Here is a 24351-nt window from a genome sequence, read left to right as displayed (position 1 = left end):
TGAGGTCACTTTGTATAAACAAATATAATTATTTATTCGACAAAAGTGTTTGTTTCATCGCTATATTGCTGATCAAGTCGAGAATTCTACTGGAATATCCTGTTTCATTATCATACCAACCTACAATTTTAATCATATTTCCAATCACAGAAGTCATCTGGGCATCGAAGATGCAGGAATGCGGATTGCCAACAATGTCAATAGAGACTATAGGATCTTCTGTGTATTCTAAAATGCCTTTTAAATGGGTTTCTGAAGCGTTTTTAAATGCCTGATTGATTTCTTCAATAGAAACCGTTTTGTCAACGTTAAGGGTAATGTCTGTCAAAGAGCCGTTAGGAACGGGCACTCTAATTCCGCACCCACCAATAACATCGTTCAGTTTCGGAAAGATCTTGGTCAACGCTTTTGCTGCCCCAGTAGTAGTGGGTACTATAGATTGGCCTGCTGCCCTGGCGCGTCTTAAATCTTTATGAGGTTGGTCGTGAAGACTCTGATCTGTAGTATAAGAATGCACGGTGGTAATGTAAGCCTGTTTAATGCCACATAGCCCATCAATGACCGCAATCATAGGCGCCGCATTGTTAGTGGTACAAGAGGCGTTTGAAATGATGGTTTCATTTCCGGTTAAGATGTCATCATTGACCCCTAAAACAATTGTTTTTATGGAATCATCAATAGGGGGGACGGATAAAATGACTTTTTTAGCGCCATTATGAATGTGGTTTTTTAAGGCTTCGGTAGTTTTAAACTTTCCGGTAGATTCAATGACAAAATCAACATTATAAGGTGTCCAGTCAATCTCCTCGATTTTAGTGCTATTCAGTACTCGAATATGTTGGTCTTCAAAAATAATATGCTCATCATCATGAGAGAGCTTTGTTTTTAGGACGCCATGGATGCTGTCATATTTTAATAAATGACTCAGCGTTCTGGTGTCGGCCAAATCATTAATTGCAACTACTTGCATATCATCGCGCTCCTGAATAAGTCTGAATACACGACGGCCAATGCGGCCAAATCCATTAATGGCTACCCTAATCATTAATTGATGTGTTTTTGGGCTTTGTAAGAGGATCTTACCAAGGCACTACTTTCTACATGCCTAAAACCAAGATCTAGCCCAATAGTTTCATATTCTTTGAACTGGTCAGGAAGAATAAACTGTTTTACCGGTAAATGTTTTTTACTAGGCTGTAAGTATTGTCCAATAGTCACCACGTCTACATCATTGGCTCTTAAATCGTGAAGTGTTTCAATAACCTCTTCGCGGGTTTCTCCAAGACCCAGCATGATGCCAGATTTTGTGCGGCGTTGACCTTGCTCTTTTAAATATTTAAGGACGCCTAAACTCCTGTCGTATTTGGCCTGAATTCTGACTTCTCTGGTCAACCGTCTAACGGTTTCAATATTGTGCGACACAACTTCAGGAGCCACCTCAACAATACGGTCAATATGTTGTTCAATTCCTTGAAAATCTGGGATGAGCGTTTCTAAGGTTGTTTCGGGATTCATGCGGCGCACAGCCTTAATTGTTTCTGCCCACATGATGCTGCCCATGTCTTTCAAGTCGTCGCGATCAACACTCGTTAAAACGGCGTGCTTTATCGCCATGAGCTTGATAGAGCGGGCCACTTTTTCAGGTTCATCCCAGTCTAAAACCTCAGGACGCCCAGTTTTTACACCGCAAAAACCGCAAGAACGCGTACAAATATTTCCTAAAATCATAAACGTCGCCGTGCCTTCGCCCCAGCATTCGCCCATATTTGGACAGCTTCCTGAGGTGCAAATGGTGTTTAAACTGTATTTATCCACCAGGGTTCTAAGCTCTGTATATTTTTTTCCAGTGGGTAATTTTACTCTTAGCCACTTTGGTTTTGATTGTCGTTCTGGAATTATTTTTGAAATTGTTTCTGTACTCATTGATTCGGAAGTTTTCAATTACAAATATACAAAGTATAATCGTAAAACTATATCATAGCACGGTCATATACGAATGCTACATCTGATGCATAATTTAAACTCACCCTCTACCTACATTTTGGAATGGAGGAGAGGTAACGGTTTATTTCGCTGATGCTATAGCAAATAAAATGGCCTGATTTTTACGGGAAAGAGGTGTTACTTGGTAATGACTTCTGCCAATAACTTTTTTGCTCTTAAAAGCTTGACCTTTACATTGTTTATAGGTTCATTAAGTTCTTCAGAAATTTCCTTATAACTCAATTCCTGAAAATATCTCAAATTGATGACTTCTTGATAATGGGGTTTTAGCTTTTTAATGTCTCGCAGTAATTTTGCTAAATTCTGCTCTGTGATAAGCTTATCTTCAGGTGAAGGCGATTCATCAATAATATCGTTAAAATCATCTGAGTTAGTATGACGGGATCTATTTTGAAAGGAAGTTTTTCGTTTTCTTATAAGATCAATATGAATATTTTTAGAAATGGTAATCAACCATGTTTTAAACTCAAAGGTATCATTATAGGAATCAATTTTATCAAAGGCTTTTGAAAAGGTTTGGATGGTAATATCCTCTGCGTCATTTTCATTTTCGGTACGTTTTAATTGAAAGCCATACACATCATTCCAAAAAAAATCCAATAACACCTTAAATGCGGACTGATCATTTCCTTTTGCTTTTTGAATGATTTGCTTTATTTCCAACGATTCGGTTTTGAAATGAGATTTTTTATAAAGATAAAGAATTGGGTCACAATTAAAAATATTTCTAGAAGTGGAACATAAGGAATCAAGTCTTTTTCATTCAGCTTTTTAGAAGCTCGCGTTACATTGATGAATAGTGCTAAATATCTTGCTACTATTAGCCCTAGTACAATTTGCCAGTAAAATAATGTGCTTATAAGGACTAGTCCTAATACAAAGAATAAGACTTGTGATGTAAAAAACAGCGATAAGGCTGCCTTGTGTTTTGTTTTATAATGCGTTGCAGTAGACACGTGCCTGCGTTTTTGAATTATCCAATCGCGATAGGTTTCTTTGGCAAGAGACTCTGTAAAACTGTCTTTGGATAAACAGATGGTCGTATTTCTTGCATCGCCAATTTGATTGACAAAAAGGTCGTCATCGCCAGACTTGATGTTCATGTGATCCATAAACCCTCTAGCTTCAAAAAACAACGTTTTGGTATACGCCATATTTCTACCAATGCCCATATAGGGATTTCCTAATTTTGAGTAGGAGAAGTACTGAATAGCCGTCATTACCGTTTCAAACCGAATCAGTTTATTTAAAATGGATTTTTTTACTTTAGTATAAGCCCCGTATCCTAATACAAGTTGATGCTCTCTAGAAAAATGACTGCTCATTTCGCTGATCCATTGTTTGGAAACAGGCTTACAATCAGCGTCCGTAAATAAAAAATGGTTATGGGTTGCTGCCTTAATGCCTAATGTAAGCGCATATTTTTTATTGCCCCAAAAGGCCTCTATGTTTTTTACGTTTACAATTTTAATATTGCTATGGTTTGCCTTAAACGCTTCCATGACCCTTAAGGTTGAGTCATTGGACCTATCGTTAATTAACACGAGCTCAAAGTTGGGATACTCTTGATCTAATATAAAAGGTAAAAAGTTGCTTAAGTTTTTAGCCTCATTTTTTGCGCAAACAATAACAGATATTGGCGGCTTGTAAGAGGAGTCAGAAATTTGTCTTTTCTGTTTTACATTGGAAAAAACATATCCGTAAAAAAATAATTGCACAAAGGTAACTACAATAAAAATGTAGAAAATTACATTTAATATTATCATTAACCTTTAAGAATGTTTAGGTTCACTACAGTCATCAAATTGATCAGGAGATTTTCCGCAGAATCCACACGCGTCACCATCTTTGTTGAGCATCGGGTTTTGGCTTGCACAAGTACCTGCAAATTTTCCGCCCTTTTTTGCCCAAATTTTAATGGCAATACCAGCCACTCCCAGGCCTAATAGAATTAATGTAATGAGTAAAAGTTTCATGAGTTTAAAATTTATACAAAGATAATGTTTTTAAACAATATGGAGTACTTTAAACGCAAGAGTTCAGCAGGATTTGTAAACAAAAAAACCACCCTGTGGAGGTGGTTTTACGAATTGAATTCTACTAAATAATTCTATTTGTTGTTCTTTAAGATAATTTCTGCTACTGAGTTTTCAGCATGAGCTGCATTAATTTGAGATCCTGACTTAGGCTCTATAGTAATGCTTAAGCCCAGTGCATTTTCCATATAAGGTATGGTCTTTAATTTACGCTCAGATTCATCCAAAATACCAAGATTTACCATCCTGTCTTGGAGCTCTGCCCAAATTTGGTAAGATTGGTTCTCAGGTAGTTTTGGCAAGGACACTACGTCAATCATTGATGTTTTGTCAACAGCGTTAATATAGGCCACCGTTTTAAGGTTTTTGGCCCTAGCGTTTCCTCGTAACACATATTTCTCTGTTTCAGGATTGTTCAGTTTCATAAACTGAAGCATCACATTTTCTAACTTATTATTGTTTTCTTCAATATCACTTCTAAGATCAAAAATTTCATCCACTACAACTTGATTCTCAGTGTTTAAAGTCATATTTTGTTCATAAAGCAGAAACGCCGTTCCCGCAAATATAAGCGCTGCAATACTGGCCGCAATACTAAACCATGGGGTGCGTTTTCGCTGAACTCTAGGTGTCATTTGAACGACTGGAGTAGCTTCTGAAATTTCCTGTAAAACGTCATCCAAAATAAATTTTGGAGCTTCCACGCTGCTTGCCTTTGCTAAAATTTCTAGATTGTCCTGGAGCCGCTCATATTCTTGGGCAACCTCAGGAAATTCAGCAATATAGCTCTCAACCTCTAAATTTTCATCAAAAGTTGTGGTACCTAAGATATAGTTATCCAAAAGGCCCGATTCCATAAAAAATTGTAATTTATTTTCCATTATTTCTAAACTTTAATGGTTAAAAAGCTTCCGTAAATCTCTCAAACCAATTTTCAACCTCGACTTTATTGTGCCCAAAGGAATGTCTAGCTCATCACTAGCCTCTTGTTGTGTCATGCCTTCAAAAAATAAAGCATTTAAAACAATTTGGTATTTTTCATCCAATTTGGTAACGTGATCCTTTAAATCTATGACGTCTTGATTTAAACTTGCGGTTGGTAAAATATATACGTTAGATTTATCGATTTGGACTTCTTTTTCGAAACGATTATTGAAACTTCTTAATTTATCAATGGCTGTATTGCGCGCAATTCTATAAAGCCAAGTAAAAAGTCTGGCTTTTTTAGAATCGTACTTTTTTGAATTTTTCCAAATTTTCACGAAACTTTCCTGTAGCGCGTCTTGGGCGAGTTCTTCATTGCTTGTTATTTTTAATATAACACCATAAAGACTGTCAGAATAATTTTCATAAAGTAAATTAATCGCAGCTTTGTCTCCTTTTTCAAGAAGTTCGACAATATGTTCTTCTAATGAGTAGCTCAAAAAGTTAAAATTTATTTTAATGTAGATGATAAAAGTCCATATACGGTTTTTGTGCGTATATCAACTATAAGATGGTAAAATTACAAAATAAACTTCTTTATAATTTAAATATAGTTTTAATATCTGTGGTGTTGAGTTTTCTTGGTTTTAAGAAATTTGATTAATAGCTTTTTCATCTGACATTATGGCGATTATATTAAGGCTTCAGCTCAAAAGGTTGAAGCCTTTTTATATAATATTGACTTCCATTTCAATACGAATTCCAAAAATATGCTGTATTGTTTTTTGAATGAGCTTTGCCAGGTCAAAAATGTCGGAGCCTTTTGCATTGCCATAATTGACCAAAACCAAAGCCTGTTTTTTATGGACACCATACTCATCAAAGGTTTTGCCTTTAAAACCCGATTTCTCAATCAACCAGCCTGCTGGCACTTTGACTTCAGTTGGAGACACAGGATAGCTTGGTATCTCCGGAAAGTTGTTTTTAAGTTTGTCAAAATGTGTTTTAGAAATAATGGGGTTTTTGAAGAAACTACCGCTGTTTCCTATGTCTTTTGGATTTGGTAGTTTGCTCTCGCGAATGGCAATTACAGCTTTTGAAACATCCTGAATGGTCGGTTTTACAATTGACATCGCTTCCAGTTCTGTACGGATGGCGCCATAGTCCATATGCAATTGATGTTTGCCTGTAGTCAATTTGAACGTGGCGCTCAAAATTACATAAGCATTCTTTTTATCTTGTTTAAAGATCGATTCACGGTAGTCGAATTGGCATTGATCGTTTGTGAATGTTTCAATGGTCTTTGTAGCTATGTTTAAGGCTTCGCAAGATTCTAGAGTGTCTTTTATTTCAACGCCATAAGCACCAATATTCTGGATGGGAGCTGTGCCCACATTGCCTGGAATTAGGGAAAGGTTTTCTAAGCCCCCAAAATCATGTTTTAAGCACCACATGACAAACTCATGCCAATTTTCACCAGCATTAGCTTTTATCAACACATCATCTTCTTGATGCTCAATAATTTCAATGCCTTTTAGGGCCACCTGAATGACCAAGCAATCCAAATCCTTGGTGAGGAGCATATTGCTGCCGCCACCAAGGATGAATTTATCTGGATACGCCGTTAAACTTAATGCGTCTTTTAACTCTTGAACAGTTTCAACTTTTAAAAAATATTTTGCACGAGCGTTCAACCCAAACGTATTATAGGGCTTTAATGATATGTCTTCTTGAATTTGCACTAGCTATTAGGGTAAACTTTTAAGGCATCCTTTAAAATATAAACGGCTCTAATAAGGCTTTCTTCATTAAGCACATAGGCAATTCTTATTTGGTTTAGACCAACATTTGGTGTTGAGTAAAAACCAGCAGCTGGAGCCACCATAACAGTTTCTTTCTCATAGTCATAGCTTTCCAACAACCATTGTGCAAAGTGATCGGCATTTTTTATTGGCAATTCTACAATACAATAAAATGCACCTTTTGGTTCTGCAACCTTGAGACCATCAATTTTTTTCAATTCCCTGATCAATGTGTTTCGTCGTTTTACATACTCTACAATAACATCATCAAAATAACTTTGAGGGGTACTTAAGGCTGCTTCACTAGCAATTTGGGCTAGGGTAGGGGGACTTAAACGGGCTTGTGCAAATTTTAATACGGTCTGAATCACTTCTTTATTACGAGACACAAAATATCCAATTCTGGCACCGCACATACTGTAGCGTTTGGATACAGAATCAATCATAATGGCATGGTCTTCTATGCCTGCTTCCTGCATGATGGAGTAAAATTCGTTACCATCGTACACAAATTCTCTGTAAACTTCATCAGCAATCAAAAAGAGATCATGTTTCTTTACCAGGTCAGCTAGTTGTTTAATTTCTTCCTTTGAATAAAGATAACCTGTCGGATTCCCTGGGTTACAAATTAATATAGCCTTGGTCTTATTTGTAATCAATTTTTCAAATTCTTCAATAGGAGGCAACGCAAAATTGTTTTCTATTTTAGAAATTACTGGCACTACTGTGATGTCAGACGCAATAGAAAATCCGTTGTAATTGGCATAAAATGGTTCGGGAATGATGACTTCATCACCAGAGTCCATCACACTACCAAAAGCGAATAGTAAAGCCTCACTGCCACCTGTTGTTACAATAATATCATTGTGGGTTACATTAATATTGTTTTTAGCGTAATACTGGGCTATTTTTTTACGGTATTCTTCAGAACCTTCAGAACGTGTATAGGCCAAAATATCTAAGGAATGCACTCTAACAGCATCTAAAGCAACTTCTGGAGTTTTGATATCAGGCTGTCCAATATTTAAATGGTATACGGTTTTACCATCTTTATAAGCTTGTTCGGCATAGGGTACTAATTTCCTTATTGGGGATGAAGGCATCAACTGCCCTTTTTGTGAGATTTTTGGCATAAGATTCAAATTTAAGGGGTAAAGTTCTGAAAATTATATCAAAGATTTCTGAAAATGATCAGCTAAAAAACGAATGTCCAATGAAAGAGTTGTAAATTGGTAATACACCACCTTTTATTTATGTTTAATAGATGCTTAACAGCGGTACTTTTTATTTTGTTTTGCGGATTAACCTTTTCGCAGAGTCGCTTTACCTTGCCAAGATCAGAACGGACCAAGGTCAAGTTTCAGTTGATTGACAATCTCATTATCATGCCTGTAGAGATTAACGGCGTAACCCTATCTTTTATACTTGATTCTGGTGTCAGCAAACCCATCTTATTCAATATTATAGATTCCGTAGACTCCTTAAAGCTAAAAAACCTTGAAAGTATATATTTGAGGGGCTTGGGTGATGGTGATTATGTAGTGGCGTTAAAATCAGAGAAAAATAGATTTAGAATTGGAGAAGCTTTAAATATCAATCAAGATGTGTATATCATCACGGATGAGTCCATTAATTTCACCCCAAGACTGGGGGTTCAAGTCCATGGGATTATTGGATACGATATTTTTAGGGATTTTATTGTTGAAATCAATTACGGATCAAAATTTTTAAGATTGCACACTCCAGAAACCTATCAGTACAAGCCGTGTAAAAAATGTGAAACTTTAGATCTCACCTTGGTTAACAGCAAACCATTTATAGATGCCCATGTGGTCATGAACGACAAAAAGATTCCTGTAAAATTACTAATGGACTCAGGAGGAAGTGATGCGCTGTGGCTTTTTGAAGATAATTCTTTGGGGTTGGTGCCTAAAAACAACGCGTATTTTGTAGATTTCTTAGGGAAGGGGTTGAGTGGTAGTGTGTATGGCAAACGATCAAAATTAGATCAGTTCTCTATTAATGATTTCCATTTTAAAAATTTGAATGTCGCTTATCCTGATTCGGCTGCCGTAAGTTTTGCCAGAAAATTTAAAGAACGCAGTGGGAGTATGGCTGGAGAATTGTTAAAACGGTTCAACATCATTATGGATTATGGTAACGCTCAGGTTACGTTTAAGAAAAATAAGTATTTCAACACGCCTTTTACCTATGACAAAAGCGGAATTATTCTAGAACAGTCCGGTAGCAGAATCATAAAAGAAAGCAAGAATAACACTCCGTTAAAAACTGATCGGACTTCAGGCGGAATTATGGTGATAGAGGCCTATAAGTACGAACTTAAACCAGCGTTTAATATTGTAGAATTGAGACCTGAATCTCCAGCAGAGACAGCAGGTTTAAAGGTGGGAGATATTATTCTTACTGTTAATGGCAGACAAACGCACCCTTTGAAATTACAGGAGGTCATATCGTTTTTTAGAGGTGATGAAGGAAAATTAATTAAACTGGTCATTGACAGAAATGGAGTCATCATGACCTTTCGCTTTAAATTGAAGAGTTTGCTCTAAAAAAAAGCCCTCAAAATTGAGAGCTTTTATACTATATTGTTAGAACAGTTCAATTGTTCCATCACACTTCTGTTCTTTTTATCTATAACGCTAGTTTTTTTTAGGATCGACAACCTCACCTTTAATTTTAAGGGCAACTGTTGGCGTTTCAGCATTAGATATTACCGTAATGGTTTTTCTTATGGGGTTAACAAGTTGCGTGTTGTATTTTACTTCGATTTCGCCCGTATTACCAGGAAGGATTGGAGCTTCAGGTTTTTTAGGAATGGTGCAACCGCAAGTTGAAGATACTTTAGTAATTATTAATGGCGCATTTCCAGTATTAGTGAATTCAAACACACGAACGCCGTCAGCACCTTTTTCAATTGTACCATAATCAATTACATCCGTCTTGAACTCGATTTTTGCTATTTTGTCTTGTGCAAAAGCAGAGATGCTTAGCATTCCTACAACTACAATTGCAAATAAATTTTTCATCATTTTATATTTAAATTGAGAGCGACAAAATTACTTACTTTAAATCGTTTTGCAAAATAAATTAGACGTACGACATATATCTGTAGAACAACGCGGTCTAAATTTGGGTTAATAAATGTTTTTATAATTTCACAAAAACAGAAATATAAGTAACTTTGTCTGTTACTATAGACTTATACAAAAACAGTACCAAAGTATGACAATCCCAACAAAATATTCCGCCTCTAGCGTAGAAGATAAGTGGTATTCCTATTGGATGGAACACAAGTATTTTAAGTCCGTTCCAGATGAGCGTGAGCCATATACCATTGTGATTCCACCCCCGAATGTGACGGGTGTTTTGCACATGGGGCATATGTTGAACAATACCATTCAGGATGTTCTTATCCGTAGAGCGCGTTTGCGAGGTAAAAATGCGTGTTGGGTGCCTGGTACAGATCACGCTTCTATAGCTACCGAAGCTAAAGTGGTGGCGAAGTTAAAGGAGCAAGGTATTGATAAAAATAAACTATCTCGCGAAGAATTTTTGAGTCACGCGTGGGACTGGACACATGAGTATGGTGGGGTTATTCTTGAGCAATTAAAAAAATTGGGTTGCTCTTGCGATTGGGACCGCACAAAATTCACCATGGATGATGCCATGAGTGAATCGGTCATCAAGGTTTTTGTCGATTTATACAACAAGGGGCTAATTTATCGGGGCTATCGCATGGTCAATTGGGATCCTGAGGCTAAGACGACCTTGTCAGATGAGGAAGTGATTCATGTGGAGCGCACTGACAAATTATACTATGTCAATTATCAAATTGAAAATCAAGACGATTTTATAACCATTGCCACCACCCGTCCAGAAACCATTTTAGGAGATACTGCTGTGTGTGTCAATCCTAATGATGAGCGTTTCCAACATCTCATTGGTAAAAACGTGATTGTGCCTATCTGTAACAGAATCGTGCCTATTATAGCGGATGATTATGTGGATATGGAATTTGGTACGGGCTGTTTAAAAATCACCCCTGCCCATGACGTGAACGATAAGGAGATTGGAGATAGACACGGATTGGAAGTGGTTGATATTCTAAATGATGACGCTACTTTAAATAGTTTTGGTCTCCATCACCAAGGGAAAGATAGGGTGGAGGCACGTAAACATGTGACCCAAGAATTAATAGATTTAGGCATTCTTTCAAAAACTGAAGACATTACCCATAAAGTAGGAACCAGTGAGCGTACAAAGGCCGTAATTGAACCTAGACTTTCTGATCAGTGGTTTTTAAAAATGCAAGATTTGGCAAAACCTGCCATTAAGGCTGTTTTGGAAGATGAAGATGTGAAATTGTTTCCAAAACGTTTCAATAATACCTACCGTCATTGGATGGAAAATATACGGGATTGGAACATTTCGCGCCAATTGCTATGGGGGCAACAAATTCCAGCTTATTTCTATGGTGATGGAAAGGACGATTTTGTAGTAGCTGAAAGCGCAGAAGACGCTTTACAATTAGCACAGGAAAAATCGAAAAACACCCAACTAACCGCGAATGATTTAACTCAAGATAAAGATGCTCTAGACACTTGGTTCTCGTCTTGGTTGTGGCCAATTAGCGTATTTGATGGCATACGAAATCCTGACAATCCCGAGATCGAGTATTATTACCCAACCAATGATTTGGTGACCGGACCTGATATTTTGTTCTTTTGGGTGGCTCGAATGATTGTTGCTGGTTATGAATACCGTGATGAAAAACCATTTGAAAATGTGTATTTAACCGGATTGGTGCGCGATAAGCAACGCCGAAAAATGAGCAAGTCTTTGGGGAATTCTCCTGATGCCCTAAAACTTATTGAAGATTATGGCGCTGACGGTGTGCGTGTAGGCTTATTGTTGAGTTCTGCTGCAGGTAATGATTTAATGTTTGATGAGGATTTATGTAACCAAGGAAAAGGTTTTGCCAATAAGATTTGGAATGCCTTCAGATTGGTTACCGGGTGGGAAGTTGCAGACATCCAACAACCTGAAGCTTCTAAAATTGCGGTAGAATGGTATGAGTCAAGATTTCAACAAGCTTTGGTCGACATAGAAGATCATTATAGCAAATACAGACTTTCAGATGCCTTAATGGGTATTTATAAGTTAATTTGGGATGATTTCTGTTCATGGTTATTAGAGATGATCAAACCAGAATACCAGCAGCCTATTGATTCAAAAACATTTAAAAGTGTGATTGATATTTTTGAGTCCAATTTAAAACTCTTACATCCATTTATGCCGTTTTTAACCGAAGAAATTTGGCATTTTATTGCCGATAGATCACCTGAAGAGGCGTTGATTGTGGCTAAATATCCAAAAGTTGAGGCTTTTGATGCACATTTAATCTCAGACTTTGAAGTTGTTAAAGAAGTGGTTTCGGGAATTAGAACCATCAGAAAAGATAAAAACATTTCGTTTAAGGACCGTATTGAATTGTCGTTTATCAATAACGAGAATTTATCAGAACGCTATAATTCTGTCATTGAAAGAATGGGAAACATTTCTAAAATGGAATCTGTTACAGATGCTGTTGATGGGGCCTTAAGTTTCAGGGTACACGCTAACGAATATTTTATTCCAATTTCTGGAGCTATCAACGTAGAAGAAGAAATAAAGAAATTAAATGATGAGTTAAGTTATACGGAAGGGTTTTTAAAATCTGTTCAAAAGAAATTATCAAATGAACGATTTGTAAACAATGCACCAGAGCAAGTGTTGCAAAACGAACGTAATAAGGAAGCAGATGCTTTGGCCAAAATTGAAACTATAAACTCGAGTTTAGCGAGTTTAAAATAAATTACTCTTAATCTATTAGTAATCATTATTGTCCGATAAANNGCTTATAGTCCCGATAACTATCGGGAAAAGAACGGAGATTTGATTATAACTGACTGATAAACAATCGTTATTCTAAATTAAATTTGCCCAATCACTCTAAGTGAAATTGGTTTCAAAAAGCAAGGTGCCATTTTTAATATCTCTTACCAGGTCTTACTTTAATGGGCTTTGTAAACTTTTTACTTGTTTTACCGGACACTCATGATTAGTAATAGAAAAGCCTGTCTGATATGGACAGGTTTTTTTTATGGATATAATAATGATTTTTTCAACATCCTAGAATTACCACTCGTTAATGCGGTTGGAGTCGAGTTTAATAAAAATAAAGAGCAAAATGGTATACGCCCAGAGTCCTGAACCACCGTAACTGAAGAAAGGAAGCGGAATCCCGATGGTAGGAATTAAGCCCATAACCATGCCTATATTGATTAAGAAGTGTATAAATAATATGGAAGCCACGCAATAGCCATACACTCTACTGAATGTCGATTTTTGCAATTCTGCCAAGTATAATATACGGAGCAAGAGCCCTACAAATAGAATGACCACAAGCGCGCTCCCTAAAAAGCCCCATTCTTCTCCTACGGTACTAAAAATATAATCCGTGTGTTGTTCTGGTACAAATTTACCAGTAGTTCTGGTGCCTTCTAAAAATCCTTTTCCCGTCAACCCACCTGAACTGATTGCTTTTTCAGACTCGTTGAGGTTGTACAAAATGGTTTGTTTCATTTCATGAAGCTTAATTGGATCTTTCTCCAAGCGCAACCATAAACTGATTCTGTCTTTTTGATGTTCTTGAAGGATCGAATTGTAGAAATATTTTACACCAAAAGACACCGCCACAGCTACTATGACTATAGCAATGGGTTGAATAAGCTGCGGACGTTTTCTCTGTCCGAAAAAATGATGTCCAAAAATAATAAGTGCTGCAACCAAACTGGCAACCACCACATTAAATTTAAGTGCCATGATGGCAAGACCTATTAAAAACACAACAATAACCAGATAAATTTGTTGCAGACCTTCTCTGTAAAAAACGAAAAAGAAGGCGGCATAAACCACCGTACTACCGGCATCATTTTGTAATAAAATTAAAATTGCAGGAAGCACAATTAGCGCTACGGTTTTGGCCTGATCTTTAAAGGTCTTCATATTTGTTTGAAGATCACTCATATATTTTGCTACCGCCAAGGAGGTCGCAAATTTAGCAAATTCGCTGGGTTGTAGTGTCATACCGCCAATGCCATACCAAGCTGTGGCTCCATTGACATTTTTCCCAAAAATAAACAGTCCAAGCAGAGATAGAATGGATACCGCATAAATGATACTGGCAAAACGTTCATAAAATTTCGCGTCTAGAGCCAAGATAAGTACTATTAACGCCAGTGTAAAAAGGATAAATACAGACTGCTTTCCGTAGGGTTGGCTCATATCAAAATAGTCATTGATCTCGCCAGTGTGGGAAGCAGACATAATGTTAAGCCAACCAAAGACCACAAGGAGTAGGAACAAGGCTATTGTAATCCAATCAAAATTTAATAATTTGTATTCTCTTTGCATTAATTACTGATTCAATATAGATGTTCGTGTAGTGATAGGATTTACAACTGTGTCTTTTTCTATTTTGTCAATGACTTGTAATGCCGATTGTCTGTTGATGCCAAACTCTTGTCCTGAATAGGGTTTTGCATATTCATTCTCCAAACTATGGGTTAATATCCAATCTTCCATAGAAGTCATTGAAACCTCGCCTTTAATATATTTTTCTATCATTAAACTTGCAATACGTCCTGCAAACCGACTTCCCCAATAGCCGTTTTCAACAAAAACAGCAATGGCAATTTTAGGGTTGTCTTTAGGAGCAAACGCCACAAAAATGGAGTGATCTGTCAATTGGGTGCGTTTGCCATCAATTTTCATGAAGTTCTCTGCAGTTCCCGTTTTTCCACAAATATCAATTCCAGGAACCCGCAGATTGTAAGCTGTACCCGAATTATAAACGTCAAACATCCCTTGTACTACAGGTTCAAAATGTTCTTTATCAATGGTGGTATAATTGGGGGTGGTGTATTTTTTGTCTATGGGCCCTCCTTCAATTTTTTTAATGATATGAGGTGTGTAGTAATGTCCGCGGTTTGCAATGGCAGCCACCATATTGGCCAATTGGATAGGCGTTGTTTCTACTTCACCTTGTCCAATGGCATTTGAAATATTATAGGTGGAAGACCAACGGTTTTTACCATACCATTTATCATAGAAATCGCCATCTGGAATACGTCCTTTATTTCCAATCTTAAGATCGTATCCTAAATAATCGCCAAGCCCGAAGCTTTTAATGTGATTGCTCCAAACATCCATGCCTTCAGCTGGTTTGTCGTATTTTTCAATAATGCGCCTGTAAACATTCACAAAATAAGCGTTGCAAGACTGAGCAATTCCTTGATTCATTGATAAGGGACTCACATGACTATGGCAACCCGTTAAACGTCGGCTGCCCAGATAGTACCCATTTCTGCAAGAAAATTGATCTTCAGTGGTTACCACGTTCTCCTGAAGCCCAATCAAAGCACTCAACACCTTAAAAGGAGATCCTGGAGGATACTGTGCTTTTAAACTTCTATCAAATAATGGTTTTGCAATAGTATCTGTATAGAGTTTAGAGAAATTTCTAGAGCGCTGTCTACCCACCAATAAGTTTGGGTTGTAGGAGGGGGCTGAAACCATAGCAATAATTTCTCCTGAACTTGGCTCTATGGCAATAATACCACCATGTTTGTGTCGCATAAGAAGTTCGCCGTATTTTTGAAGCTCTGAATCAATGGTAATGGTGATGTCTTTTCCAGGTTGCGGTAAGGTGTCATAAATACCATCTTTATAAGGGCCAATATCTCTATTGAATCGGTCTTTTTGGATAAATTTAATGCCTTTTATACCGCGTAGAACTTCTTCATAAGATAATTCAACGCCTTGTTTACCAATTAAATCGCCGCTTTTGTAATACGGATCGTTTTCAATGATGTAGTTGTTAACTTCACCAATATCTCCCAAAACATTCGCGCCAATAGTGGTTTGGTAATCTCTCAACGATCGTTTTTGAATGTAAAAGCCTTCGTATTTTCTAATTTTTTCCTGCAAAACGGCATATTCCATTCGTGACAATTGCGGAATAAAAACAGACGGTAATCGCGGGGAATAGCGGTATGCTTTATCGTAAAAATTGATAAAATCTTCCTTCGTAATCTTCAAAAGATTACAAAACTCTAGAGTGTCTAAAGGTTTTACTTCACGAGGAATAAACATGACGTCATAAGACGGTTGGTTGGCCACCAACAACTTGCCCTCTCTATCATAAATATAACCCCGTTTTGGGTAATCATATACCTTTCGTATGGCATTATCATCATACAAGCTGTAAGGATCTTCATTATAGACCTGAAGATAAAATAAGCGTGCAATGAAAATGACACCTACAACTACAATAAGTGAAAGGAGTAACAATTTTCTCATTTACGTTTTTGGCTAAAAAGGATTGTAATAATCAAGCATAGTATTATAGTGAAAATCCCTGAGAATAACGTTTTTTGTAGGATCAAAAGTATCTTGGAAATGTTAAAGATTTCTAAGGAATACATGATAAAATGATGGATAATGACCAGCGCGGAAAAATAGGTCAGTTTACTGCTGAAATCTGTTTGATTGAATTTGATGGATTGATAGTCGTAGACCGTTCCAAATGAAAACTTTAAAAATACAGGCCTTACATAGGCTAATGTTACACTAGCAGCGGCATGAACACCACCCGAATCAGAAAATACATCCACAAAAAAACCAAGCAGAAACGCTAAAAATACAAATAACGTCCGATTGTTGTTTGCGGGAAATAAGATGATAAAAAGAATATAAATATAGGGATTGATATACCCCATAAAATTGATATGATTAAAAATCAATACTTGCACCAAAACCAAAACCACAAACCTTGCGGCGATATTTAAAGTTGCCTTAGTCATCCTTTGGTTTTTGTAACGATTTAATCTCCGTAGCCTTTAAGTTTTCGATAACATAAACGTGACCAATATTAGTCATATCGTTAAATAATTTTACGTTGACAATATAAGAGTCGCCACCTGTGTCGATCTTAAAAGAATTTACGGTGCCAATTAAAACGCCTTTAGGGAAAATAGTAGATTGCCCACCGGTAACAATAGTATCACCAATGGCTACAGGCGCAAATTTTGAAATGTCAATGAGTTGCGCAAACTCTGCAGACTCAGTGTTCCATACCAAAGAACCAATGTGATTGGTCTTTTTAAGTTGGGCATTGATACGGCTACGGGTATTTAAAATAGAGAGTACTGACGAGAAATTTCGTGAAGTGTTTTCGACTATCCCCACAATGCCTTGAGAAGTTATAACCCCATAATCTACCTTAATGCTGTCTTTTTTACCTTTATTTATAGTCAAATAATTGGTGGTTTGAGAGTAGCTGTTCTTATACACTTCCGCAGATCTAAACTTGTAACTGGAGTTAAATTTTAGGCTGTCAGTAACGCTAAGTTTTATAGTGTCAAGTTTTAAATTGTGAACAATAGTTTTTAGCATCCGGTTCTCTTCCAGTAACGCCTTGTTTTCATCCGCCAAGTTGAAATACTGTCCAATGCCGTTGGCAACTTGATACACACTTCCTGTGACCATATTGGACGAGTTGACGAACTTGCTTTTATGATACGAGTGCGACTGGATCGTAAAAAATAACGACAGGCCGAAAAGCAACAAAAACACAAGGAAGGTTTTGTTCCGAAGTACAAAATTTATGATTTGTTGCATTTGGGTTTACTATTTGATCAATATGCTTTTGAATTTAGGAAGATTTTTCAATACAATTCCCGTTCCTCTAACTACTGCTCTCAAAGGATCTTCAGCAATATACACCGGTAAATCTGTTTTTTGGGACAAACGTTTATCCAAGCCTCTCAGCATAGAACCTCCACCGGCCAAATATATACCGGTATTGTAAATGTCCGCTGCCAATTCAGGTGGTGTTTGTGATAAGGTTTCCATGACAGAATCCTCGATACGTAAAATTGATTTGTCAAGTGCTTTTGCAATTTCGCGGTATGAAATTTGTACCTGCTTAGGTTTTCCAGTTAACAAGTCACGTCCTTGAACGCTCATTTCTTCTGGAGGCAATTCTAAATCTTCAGTTGCAGCACCAATTTGTATTTTTATTTTTTCAGCCGTACGCTCACCAACATATAAGTTGTGTTGTGTACGCATATAATAAACGATGTCATTTGTAAATACATCACCAGCAACCTTAACTGATTTGTCGCATACAATACCACCTAATGCAATTACAGCAATCTCTGTAGTACCACCTCCTATATCCACAATCATGTTTCCTTTAGGTTGCATGATATCAATACCAATACCAATAGCTGCTGCCATGGGCTCATGGATCAAATATACTTCTTTACCATTAACACGCTCACAAGATTCTTTTACAGCACGCATCTCTACTTCAGTAATTCCTGAAGGGATACAAACCACCATACGCAATGCTGGGGTAAAAAACTTCTTTTTTAATGCCGGAATATTCTTGATAAACAAACTGATCATTTGTTCAGAAGCATCAAAATCAGCAATTACACCATCTTTTAAGGGCCTAACGGTTTTGATGTTTTCGTGTGTTTTTCCTTGCATCATGTTGGCTTCTTGGCCAACTGCAATTATTTTGCCGGAAATACGGTCTCGGGCAACTATAGATGGACTATCTACCACAACTTTATCATTGTGAATAATTAAGGTGTTTGCGGTTCCTAAGTCTATGGCTATTTCTTCTGTTAAGAAATCAAAAAATCCCATGTGCTATTATTGATTGTATAGGTTGATATTAGGTTGTTTGTCGATATTGATGTAAATGTAATAAAAGATCATAAATATCAACGATTTTATTATATACGTGTCTTTTTCGGTTTTAGTTGGGCGTTAGCAACATTTATTCTTATTAAACGCTTGTTTGAAAATTGTCATGCTTTTTTTGATGCCGATTCTAGTGCTTAAAATGACGGGTTCCGGTAAGCACCATGGCTAGGTTGTTTTCATTACAATAGGCAATGCTCAAGTTGTCTTTAATAGAGCCTCCTGGTTGTATTACCGCGGTAACACCAGCATTCTTTGCAATTTCTACACAGTCTGGAAACGGGAAAAAAGCGTCACTCGCCATAACAGCGCCATTCAGATCAAAATTGAACGATTGTGCTTTGTGGATAGCTTGGTTAAGGGCATCAACCCGACTGGTCTGTCCGGTACCGCTGGCACACAATTGTTTGTTTTTTGCCAATACGATGGTATTCGATTTGGTATGCTTGCAAATTTTAGAAGCAAATATCAAATCTTCTAACTCATTTTTAGAAGGTTTATTGTTGGTGGTATAACTTAAATCTGATAAAGAATCGGTCTTATTGTCTTTGTCTTGAACCAAAACCCCATTCAAACAGCTTCTTACCGTTGTTTGTGGAAGCTCAACTTCTTTTTGGATTAATAGGATTCTATTTTTCTTGCCTTCTAAGATGGCTTGTGCTTCTTCAGAAAACGAAGGTGCTATCACGACTTCACAAAATAAACCGTGAATTTCTTCAGCCGTAGCCTTGTCAATTTCAGTGTTTGCAATTAAAATGCCACCAAATGCTGAAACAGGATCACCTGCCAACGCATCAACATAAGCTTGGTATAAGGTGTCTCTTTGGGCAAACCCGCACGCATTGTTATGTTTTAAAATGGCAAAGGTTGGTGCCTCACCTTTAAATTCATTCATCAAATTAACGGCAGCATCAACATCTAAAAGGTTGTTATAACTTAATTCTTTACCATGAAGCTGGGTGAACATCGCTTCAAAATCACCGTAGAAAAATCCTTTTTGGTGTGGGTTTTCTCCATAACGAAGGGCTTTTCCGTTGGTTTCGCTGATTTTGAAAACAGTTTCTTCTTGGTTTTTATTGAAATAATTGAAAATTGCAGTATCGTAATGAGATGAGACGTTGAAGGCCTTAGCAGCAAAACGCTTGCGGTCTTCTTCAGATGTTTCTCCGTTCTTAGATTCTAGAAGCTTCAAAAATTCACTGTAATCATCCATGGATGACACACAAATCACATCTGCATAATTCTTGGCAGCAGCTCTAATTAAAGAAATGCCACCGATGTCAATTTTTTCGATGATATCTTCATGACTGGAGTCTGAAGCTACCGTTTTTTCAAAAGGATATAAATCTACAATGACCAAATCAATTTGTGGGATTTCAAACTCTTCCAATTCTTTCACATCTTGAGTATTGCTCTGACGGTTTAAAATACCTCCAAAAACCTTAGGATGCAATGTTTTTACGCGTCCCCCCAAAATGGAAGGATAGGACGTGACATCTTCAACAGGAACAACTTCAATGCCCAAATCTTTTATAAATTTTTCAGTACCACCAGTAGAGTAGATCGTTACGCCTAACTGATTTAATTGTTTTACAATAGGTTCTAATCCGTCTTTGCTGAAAACAGAAATTAAGGCAGATGAAATGGTTTTGTTGTGCATGTTGTTGTGTGTCTGGTTTGGTCTCATTTTAGAATGAGCACGGTGGAATAATTAATTTATAATAAAATATATTTTTTATAGGGCAAAAGTACAATTTATCGGAGACAATTTCAGGTAACCAACGGCAGTTTATTTGTGTTTTTTGTAACAAAAAATTGTTGAGAACGTCCTATCTTTAAATTTGTATTAAAACCACCCAAAACACATGTTGCTTTACTTACGTTTATTCAAAGAAAGTTTCTCATTTGCTATAAATGCGCTTACTAACAATAAGCTGCGTACCTTTTTATCGCTTTTAGGCGTAACCATTGGTATTTTTTCAATTATTGCAGTGTTGGCGGCGGTAGATTCTCTGGATAGAAACATTCAAGACCAGTTGTCGGGTTTGGATAAAAATACGATGTATTTGACTAAGTTTTCCTTTGGGCCAACGGAAGTGCCGCGTTGGCAACGTGATAATTTTCCTCAAACAGAATATGACGATTTTGATTTTATAAGACGCAATGTGCCAGACATTGAAGCTTCTGCCTACGTGATTTTTGGAAGTCCTCAAACCGTTAAATACGGTTCAGAAACTATTTCAGGAGTTGAGATTACTCCAGTGTCTAACGAGATTTATGATATTGAGAGCATAAAAATTGCGGAGGGCCGATTTTATTCAGAATCAGAATCCATCAATGGGGCACCTGTTATTGTTTTCGGAAACTCCATTGCTGAAAATTTATTTGGGAACGTGAATCCTTTAGGGAAGCAAATCAGATTGTATGGTCGAAAATTGACCGTTATTGGGGTGATGAAAAAAATGGGTGCCGGATTGGGAGGAAGTCCAGATGACAAAGGTTATGTGCCGGCCAATTTTGTGCGACGGTTTCAAAGTGGAGGGGTTGATGGCATCCCAGGAGCAGTGATCATTAAACCAAACAAAGGTGTAGATATGGGCGCTTTTGAAGGTGTCTTAAAGCAGAAATTCCGAGCTTATAGAGGTTTAAAAGCTGGCGAGCCCGACAATTTTTTCGTCAACAAGATGTCTGGTTTTACCGATGCTATTGACGGTATTATTGGGACGATGAATCTTATGGGATGGATTATCAGTGGTTTTTCTTTACTAGTGGGTGGCTTCGGGATTGCAAACATCATGTTTGTAAGTGTAAAGGAGCGTACCAATCTTATTGGGATTCAGAAATCCCTCGGCGCAAAAAATAGATTTATCCTCTTCCAGTTTTTATTTGAGGCGGTGATTCTAGCCGTAATTGGCGGACTGGTGGGACTCTTTTTCGTGTGGATCGTGTCTTTGATTGCCTCCAAGTTTACGGGCGACTTTGAGTTTGTGCTGTCTGCCGGTAATATGTTTTTAGGATTTATGTTGTCTACCATTATCGGGCTGATCTCTGGGGTTATTCCTGCCATTTCAGCCTCTCGATTGGATCCTGTGGAAGCGATTAGAACGGGAATATAAATAGAGATTTAAAATTATTATCCTATAACGAATTAAGACCGCTGCGCTTAAAGAACAAAGATTTGATTATAACTGACTGACAAACAATCGTTATTCTAAATTAAATGGGTCCAATCACTCTAAGTGCAATTGGTTTCAAAAAGCAAGGTGTCATTTTTAAGATCTCGTACCACATCTTGCTTTAATAGGATTGGTGATTTTTTAACTTTTTTACCTGACCCTCATGATCAAAAATTTAAAAAAATAAAATTCCAAATCCAATGCGTTGTTTAAACTATTGGGATTTGGAATTTTATGTATTGGAGTTTACTCAAGAATTGTAGCGACTTGAGCGCAGACAAATTCTAGAAAGCGTTCGTCTTCTTCCGTAAAAGGATCTGCCGTATTAGAATCAATATCAATCTGACCTATGTTTTTGTTATTCACAAAAATAGGCACCACTATTTCAGCTTTTACCGTGATGCTACAGGCAATGTAATTATCTTGGGCAGACACATCAGGAACTACAAAATTCTGATTGCTTACCGCTACTTGACCGCAGATACCTTTCCCAAATGGGATTATGGTATGATCTGTTGGGGTACCAACGTAAGGGCCTAATTTTAATTCCTCTTTATCGCCATTTTTAAAATAAAATCCTACCCAGTTATAGTAAGACACATGAGATTCCAGTACTTCACAAATTGAATGCAAACGCTCAGCAACAGAGTTGTTGGTATCGGCAATAATGGAAATGATTTGAGGTTTAAGCTGCTCTAAGTTCATTGTTCAAAAGTTTTGGTAAAAGTATTTAAAAAGCTGCTCATCAATTCACCTTTTTGTATATTTTTAACCTGCTCCATATAAACTGTTACTTTTGAAGGAATTGGTAATAAAATATAAATCGGTACTTAAGTTTATCCTGACATTTCTTGTGGTTTATGGAGCCTTAACTGTGGCTTACAAATTATATTTAGATTATTCCAAGGCTGATAACCATCCAGATGACGTCACCCATTTAGTTGCCAAACAAACAGACCTGTTGCTTCAGAATTTTGGCTATGATTCTAAAATAGAGAAACATCCTAATGAGCCGTCCATGAAACTGATCATCAATAGTAAATATGTAGCACGGATAGTGGAGGGATGTAATTCAGTAAGTATTCTTATTTTGTTTGCTTCTTTTGTAATTGCATTTGCAGGAAAATGGAAGGCCACATTTTTGTACATTCTGGCCGGGAGCGTGCTTTTGTATGTGGTCAATCTTTTAAGAATTGTCATTTTATCAATTGGTCTATACCGTTATCCATGGCGAAGTGAAGAGTTGCATACGGTCATATTTCCATTAATTATTTATGGGATGGTGTTTTTGCTGTGGATGTGTTGGGTGAATCGGTTTTCAACTTTAACTACCACTCATGACTAACGTAGTAAAAATGGTGGTTCTATTAGTTCTTTTTGGAATGTTGATTCTGATACGCGCCTTTGAAAACGAATTGTTTTACGATCCGTATCTTACTTTTTTTAAGAATGATTATCTCTATATTGATAATCCGCGTCGTGAAGTTCTTAAACTCACACTGTTTACAGCGTTGAGATATTTTCTCAATTCTGTAATTTCATTGGGAATATTGTATTTATTCTTTAAAGAAAGGGGTGTGGTTTTGTTTTCGATGCTTATTTATGGCGTCGCATTGGTCATTCTTTTGCTGTTCTACTTGTATTTTGTAATTAATCCTAACCAAGATGATTATTACATTTTTTTCAATATTAGGAGGTTTTTGATCCAACCATTGCTGTTGTTAATTTTACTACCTGCATTTTATTACAACCAATTAAAATCAAAATAAAAGGAAAGGTTTCTGAATTGTTGTTGTATGAACCCAATATTTTGTAATTTTGCCGCAATGCGTCAGAAAATCAGTCATAACATTTTTTCAGTCCTCCTTGCAGGCTTAGTATTGTTGTCTACAGTGTCTTTTGCTGTGGAAAAACACTTCTGTGGCGATATATTGATTGATGTCGCTATTTTCTCACCCCCCGATTCTTGTGGTACGAATATCAGTGCATCCTTAGTAACTGCTGATAAAAAGACCTGTTGTAAAGATGTGGTTGAAATTTTGAAGGGTCAAGATCAACTGAAAAAAACTTCTTTTGAAGATTTACTTCTTGATCAACAAATCTTCTTAACCACTTTATGTTATGCCTATATCAATCTTTTTGAAGGCTTGCCTGAACAGGTTATTCCTCACCAAGATTATTCTCCACCCAATTTGATAGCTGACATACATGTTAGAGATCAAGTCTTCATCATTTGATGCTACGTTTTGTTAGCCCTCATTTGTGGTGCTACGCCTTATCCAATTACCTATTTTATGGAATGAACTGTGTGGCTATAGCCAGTGGGCATTAAAGATCTTTTAACCTGCTTAGCAAGAATTTCTGAAATTCGTAATAAAACTTAACAATCAAATAAACATAGCCTAAGCTTAAGCACCAACGCTGTTTCTATCATTTAAAAGGCCCTTTTAAGTTTACATAATAAAAATCATCAGTATCCGGTAAAACAGGTAAAGATTGTAACCCCCCTTAAAGCATGATCTTGGTTCGAGAACTTAAAAATGACACCTTGTTTTTGAAACCAATTTCACT

Annotated in this window: 23 protein-coding genes; 6 read left to right on the top strand and 17 right to left on the bottom strand. The window is 36.9% G+C overall.

Features of this window, described 5'->3' with window-relative positions:
• Positions 1-28: 28 nt before the first annotated feature.
• From gap to JEM65_RS00185, 9 genes are all read right to left on the bottom strand, one after another.
• Complete coding sequence (gene gap / locus JEM65_RS00225) at positions 29-1045, bottom strand: type I glyceraldehyde-3-phosphate dehydrogenase (RefSeq protein ID WP_199596533.1); 1017 nt, start codon at positions 1043-1045, stop codon at positions 29-31.
• Complete coding sequence (gene lipA, locus JEM65_RS00220) at positions 1045-1923, bottom strand: lipoyl synthase (protein ID WP_199596532.1); 879 nt, start codon at positions 1921-1923, stop codon at positions 1045-1047. The genes gap and lipA overlap by 1 nt, the downstream gene beginning before the upstream one ends.
• A gap of 198 nt (positions 1924-2121) precedes the next feature.
• Complete coding sequence (locus JEM65_RS00215) at positions 2122-2667, bottom strand: RNA polymerase sigma factor (RefSeq protein WP_199596531.1); 546 nt, start codon at positions 2665-2667, stop codon at positions 2122-2124.
• A complete protein-coding gene (locus tag JEM65_RS00210; RefSeq protein WP_199596530.1) occupies positions 2658-3770 on the bottom strand; it encodes a glycosyltransferase in 1113 nt (370 codons plus the stop codon). Before JEM65_RS00210 ends, JEM65_RS00215 begins: the two co-directional genes overlap by 10 nt.
• A 6-nt stretch (positions 3771-3776) precedes the next feature.
• Positions 3777-3980 carry a membrane or secreted protein gene (locus tag JEM65_RS00205; RefSeq protein ID WP_199596529.1) on the bottom strand — a complete coding sequence of 68 codons (204 nt, stop codon included), beginning with the start codon at positions 3978-3980 and terminating at the stop codon, positions 3777-3779.
• A gap of 134 nt (positions 3981-4114) precedes the next feature.
• The gene (locus JEM65_RS00200) at positions 4115-4921 is read right to left on the bottom strand and encodes an anti-sigma factor (RefSeq protein WP_199596528.1); all 807 of its coding nucleotides are present in this window, start codon (positions 4919-4921) and stop codon (positions 4115-4117) included.
• Between the two features lie 12 nt (positions 4922-4933).
• Positions 4934-5464, bottom strand: coding sequence for an RNA polymerase sigma factor (locus JEM65_RS00195; protein ID WP_199596527.1), 531 nt, complete (start codon positions 5462-5464; stop codon positions 4934-4936).
• Between the two features lie 228 nt (positions 5465-5692).
• The gene (murB, locus tag JEM65_RS00190; RefSeq protein WP_199596525.1) at positions 5693-6706 is read right to left on the bottom strand and encodes a UDP-N-acetylmuramate dehydrogenase; all 1014 of its coding nucleotides are present in this window, start codon (positions 6704-6706) and stop codon (positions 5693-5695) included.
• A complete protein-coding gene (locus JEM65_RS00185; protein ID WP_199596518.1) occupies positions 6706-7899 on the bottom strand; it encodes a pyridoxal phosphate-dependent aminotransferase in 1194 nt (397 codons plus the stop codon). Before JEM65_RS00185 ends, murB begins: the two co-directional genes overlap by 1 nt.
• A 120-nt stretch (positions 7900-8019) precedes the next feature.
• Between JEM65_RS00185 and JEM65_RS00180 the strand changes: the two genes are divergently transcribed.
• Positions 8020-9336, top strand: coding sequence for a retropepsin-like aspartic protease (locus tag JEM65_RS00180; RefSeq protein WP_199596516.1), 1317 nt, complete (start codon positions 8020-8022; stop codon positions 9334-9336).
• Positions 9337-9426: 90 nt separating this feature from the next.
• Here the strand turns inward: JEM65_RS00180 and JEM65_RS00175 are convergent, their stop codons facing one another.
• Positions 9427-9816 carry a DUF1573 domain-containing protein gene (locus JEM65_RS00175; protein WP_233530452.1) on the bottom strand — a complete coding sequence of 130 codons (390 nt, stop codon included), beginning with the start codon at positions 9814-9816 and terminating at the stop codon, positions 9427-9429.
• Between the two features lie 193 nt (positions 9817-10009).
• Here JEM65_RS00175 and JEM65_RS00170 point away from each other — a divergent pair, with 193 nt between their 5' ends.
• Positions 10010-12640 (top strand): valine--tRNA ligase, encoded by a 2631-nt coding sequence (locus tag JEM65_RS00170; RefSeq protein WP_199596514.1) that lies wholly within the window; start codon positions 10010-10012, stop codon positions 12638-12640.
• A 324-nt stretch (positions 12641-12964) separates the two neighbouring features.
• On the opposite strand, the gene rodA is transcribed toward JEM65_RS00170, so the two are convergent.
• From rodA to purH, 6 genes are all read right to left on the bottom strand, one after another.
• Positions 12965-14242, bottom strand: coding sequence for a rod shape-determining protein RodA (rodA, locus tag JEM65_RS00165; RefSeq protein ID WP_199596511.1), 1278 nt, complete (start codon positions 14240-14242; stop codon positions 12965-12967).
• Between the two features lie 3 nt (positions 14243-14245).
• Entirely contained in the window at positions 14246-16189 is a 1944-nt protein-coding gene (gene mrdA / locus JEM65_RS00160) for a penicillin-binding protein 2 (protein ID WP_199596510.1), read from the bottom strand.
• On the bottom strand, positions 16186-16692 hold the full coding sequence (locus JEM65_RS00155; protein ID WP_199596509.1) for a rod shape-determining protein MreD: 507 nt from the start codon (positions 16690-16692) through the stop codon (positions 16186-16188). Before JEM65_RS00155 ends, mrdA begins: the two co-directional genes overlap by 4 nt.
• On the bottom strand, positions 16685-17509 hold the full coding sequence (gene mreC / locus JEM65_RS00150; protein WP_199596508.1) for a rod shape-determining protein MreC: 825 nt from the start codon (positions 17507-17509) through the stop codon (positions 16685-16687). Before mreC ends, JEM65_RS00155 begins: the two co-directional genes overlap by 8 nt.
• 9 nt (positions 17510-17518) lie before the next feature.
• Positions 17519-18547 (bottom strand): rod shape-determining protein, encoded by a 1029-nt coding sequence (locus tag JEM65_RS00145; protein ID WP_199596507.1) that lies wholly within the window; start codon positions 18545-18547, stop codon positions 17519-17521.
• A gap of 187 nt (positions 18548-18734) precedes the next feature.
• On the bottom strand, positions 18735-20264 hold the full coding sequence (gene purH / locus JEM65_RS00140; RefSeq protein ID WP_199596506.1) for a bifunctional phosphoribosylaminoimidazolecarboxamide formyltransferase/IMP cyclohydrolase: 1530 nt from the start codon (positions 20262-20264) through the stop codon (positions 18735-18737).
• Positions 20265-20469: 205 nt separating this feature from the next.
• Here purH and JEM65_RS00135 point away from each other — a divergent pair, with 205 nt between their 5' ends.
• Positions 20470-21720, top strand: a complete 1251-nt coding sequence (locus tag JEM65_RS00135; RefSeq protein ID WP_199596504.1) for an ABC transporter permease — start codon at positions 20470-20472, stop codon at positions 21718-21720.
• Between the two features lie 306 nt (positions 21721-22026).
• Here the strand turns inward: JEM65_RS00135 and JEM65_RS00130 are convergent, their stop codons facing one another.
• Positions 22027-22485 carry a GAF domain-containing protein gene (locus JEM65_RS00130; RefSeq protein WP_199596502.1) on the bottom strand — a complete coding sequence of 153 codons (459 nt, stop codon included), beginning with the start codon at positions 22483-22485 and terminating at the stop codon, positions 22027-22029.
• 91 nt (positions 22486-22576) lie between these two features.
• Here JEM65_RS00130 and xrtF point away from each other — a divergent pair, with 91 nt between their 5' ends.
• From xrtF to JEM65_RS00115, 3 genes are read left to right on the top strand one after another with little or no spacing between them, the layout of a single operon-like run.
• Positions 22577-23125, top strand: coding sequence for an exosortase family protein XrtF (xrtF, locus tag JEM65_RS00125; RefSeq protein WP_199596501.1), 549 nt, complete (start codon positions 22577-22579; stop codon positions 23123-23125).
• The gene (locus JEM65_RS00120) at positions 23118-23549 is read left to right on the top strand and encodes an exosortase F system-associated membrane protein (RefSeq protein ID WP_199596500.1); all 432 of its coding nucleotides are present in this window, start codon (positions 23118-23120) and stop codon (positions 23547-23549) included. Before xrtF ends, JEM65_RS00120 begins: the two co-directional genes overlap by 8 nt.
• 27 nt (positions 23550-23576) lie before the next feature.
• Complete coding sequence (locus JEM65_RS00115; RefSeq protein ID WP_233530451.1) at positions 23577-24017, top strand: HYC_CC_PP family protein; 441 nt, start codon at positions 23577-23579, stop codon at positions 24015-24017.
• Positions 24018-24351: the final 334 nt, after the last annotated feature.

The organism is Gelidibacter salicanalis (genome assembly GCF_016469035.1).
GTDB classification, from domain to species: domain Bacteria; phylum Bacteroidota; class Bacteroidia; order Flavobacteriales; family Flavobacteriaceae; genus Gelidibacter; species Gelidibacter salicanalis_A.
Note: the sequence above shows the minus strand (reverse complement) of the source record. Positions and strands in the feature narration are given on the sequence as shown.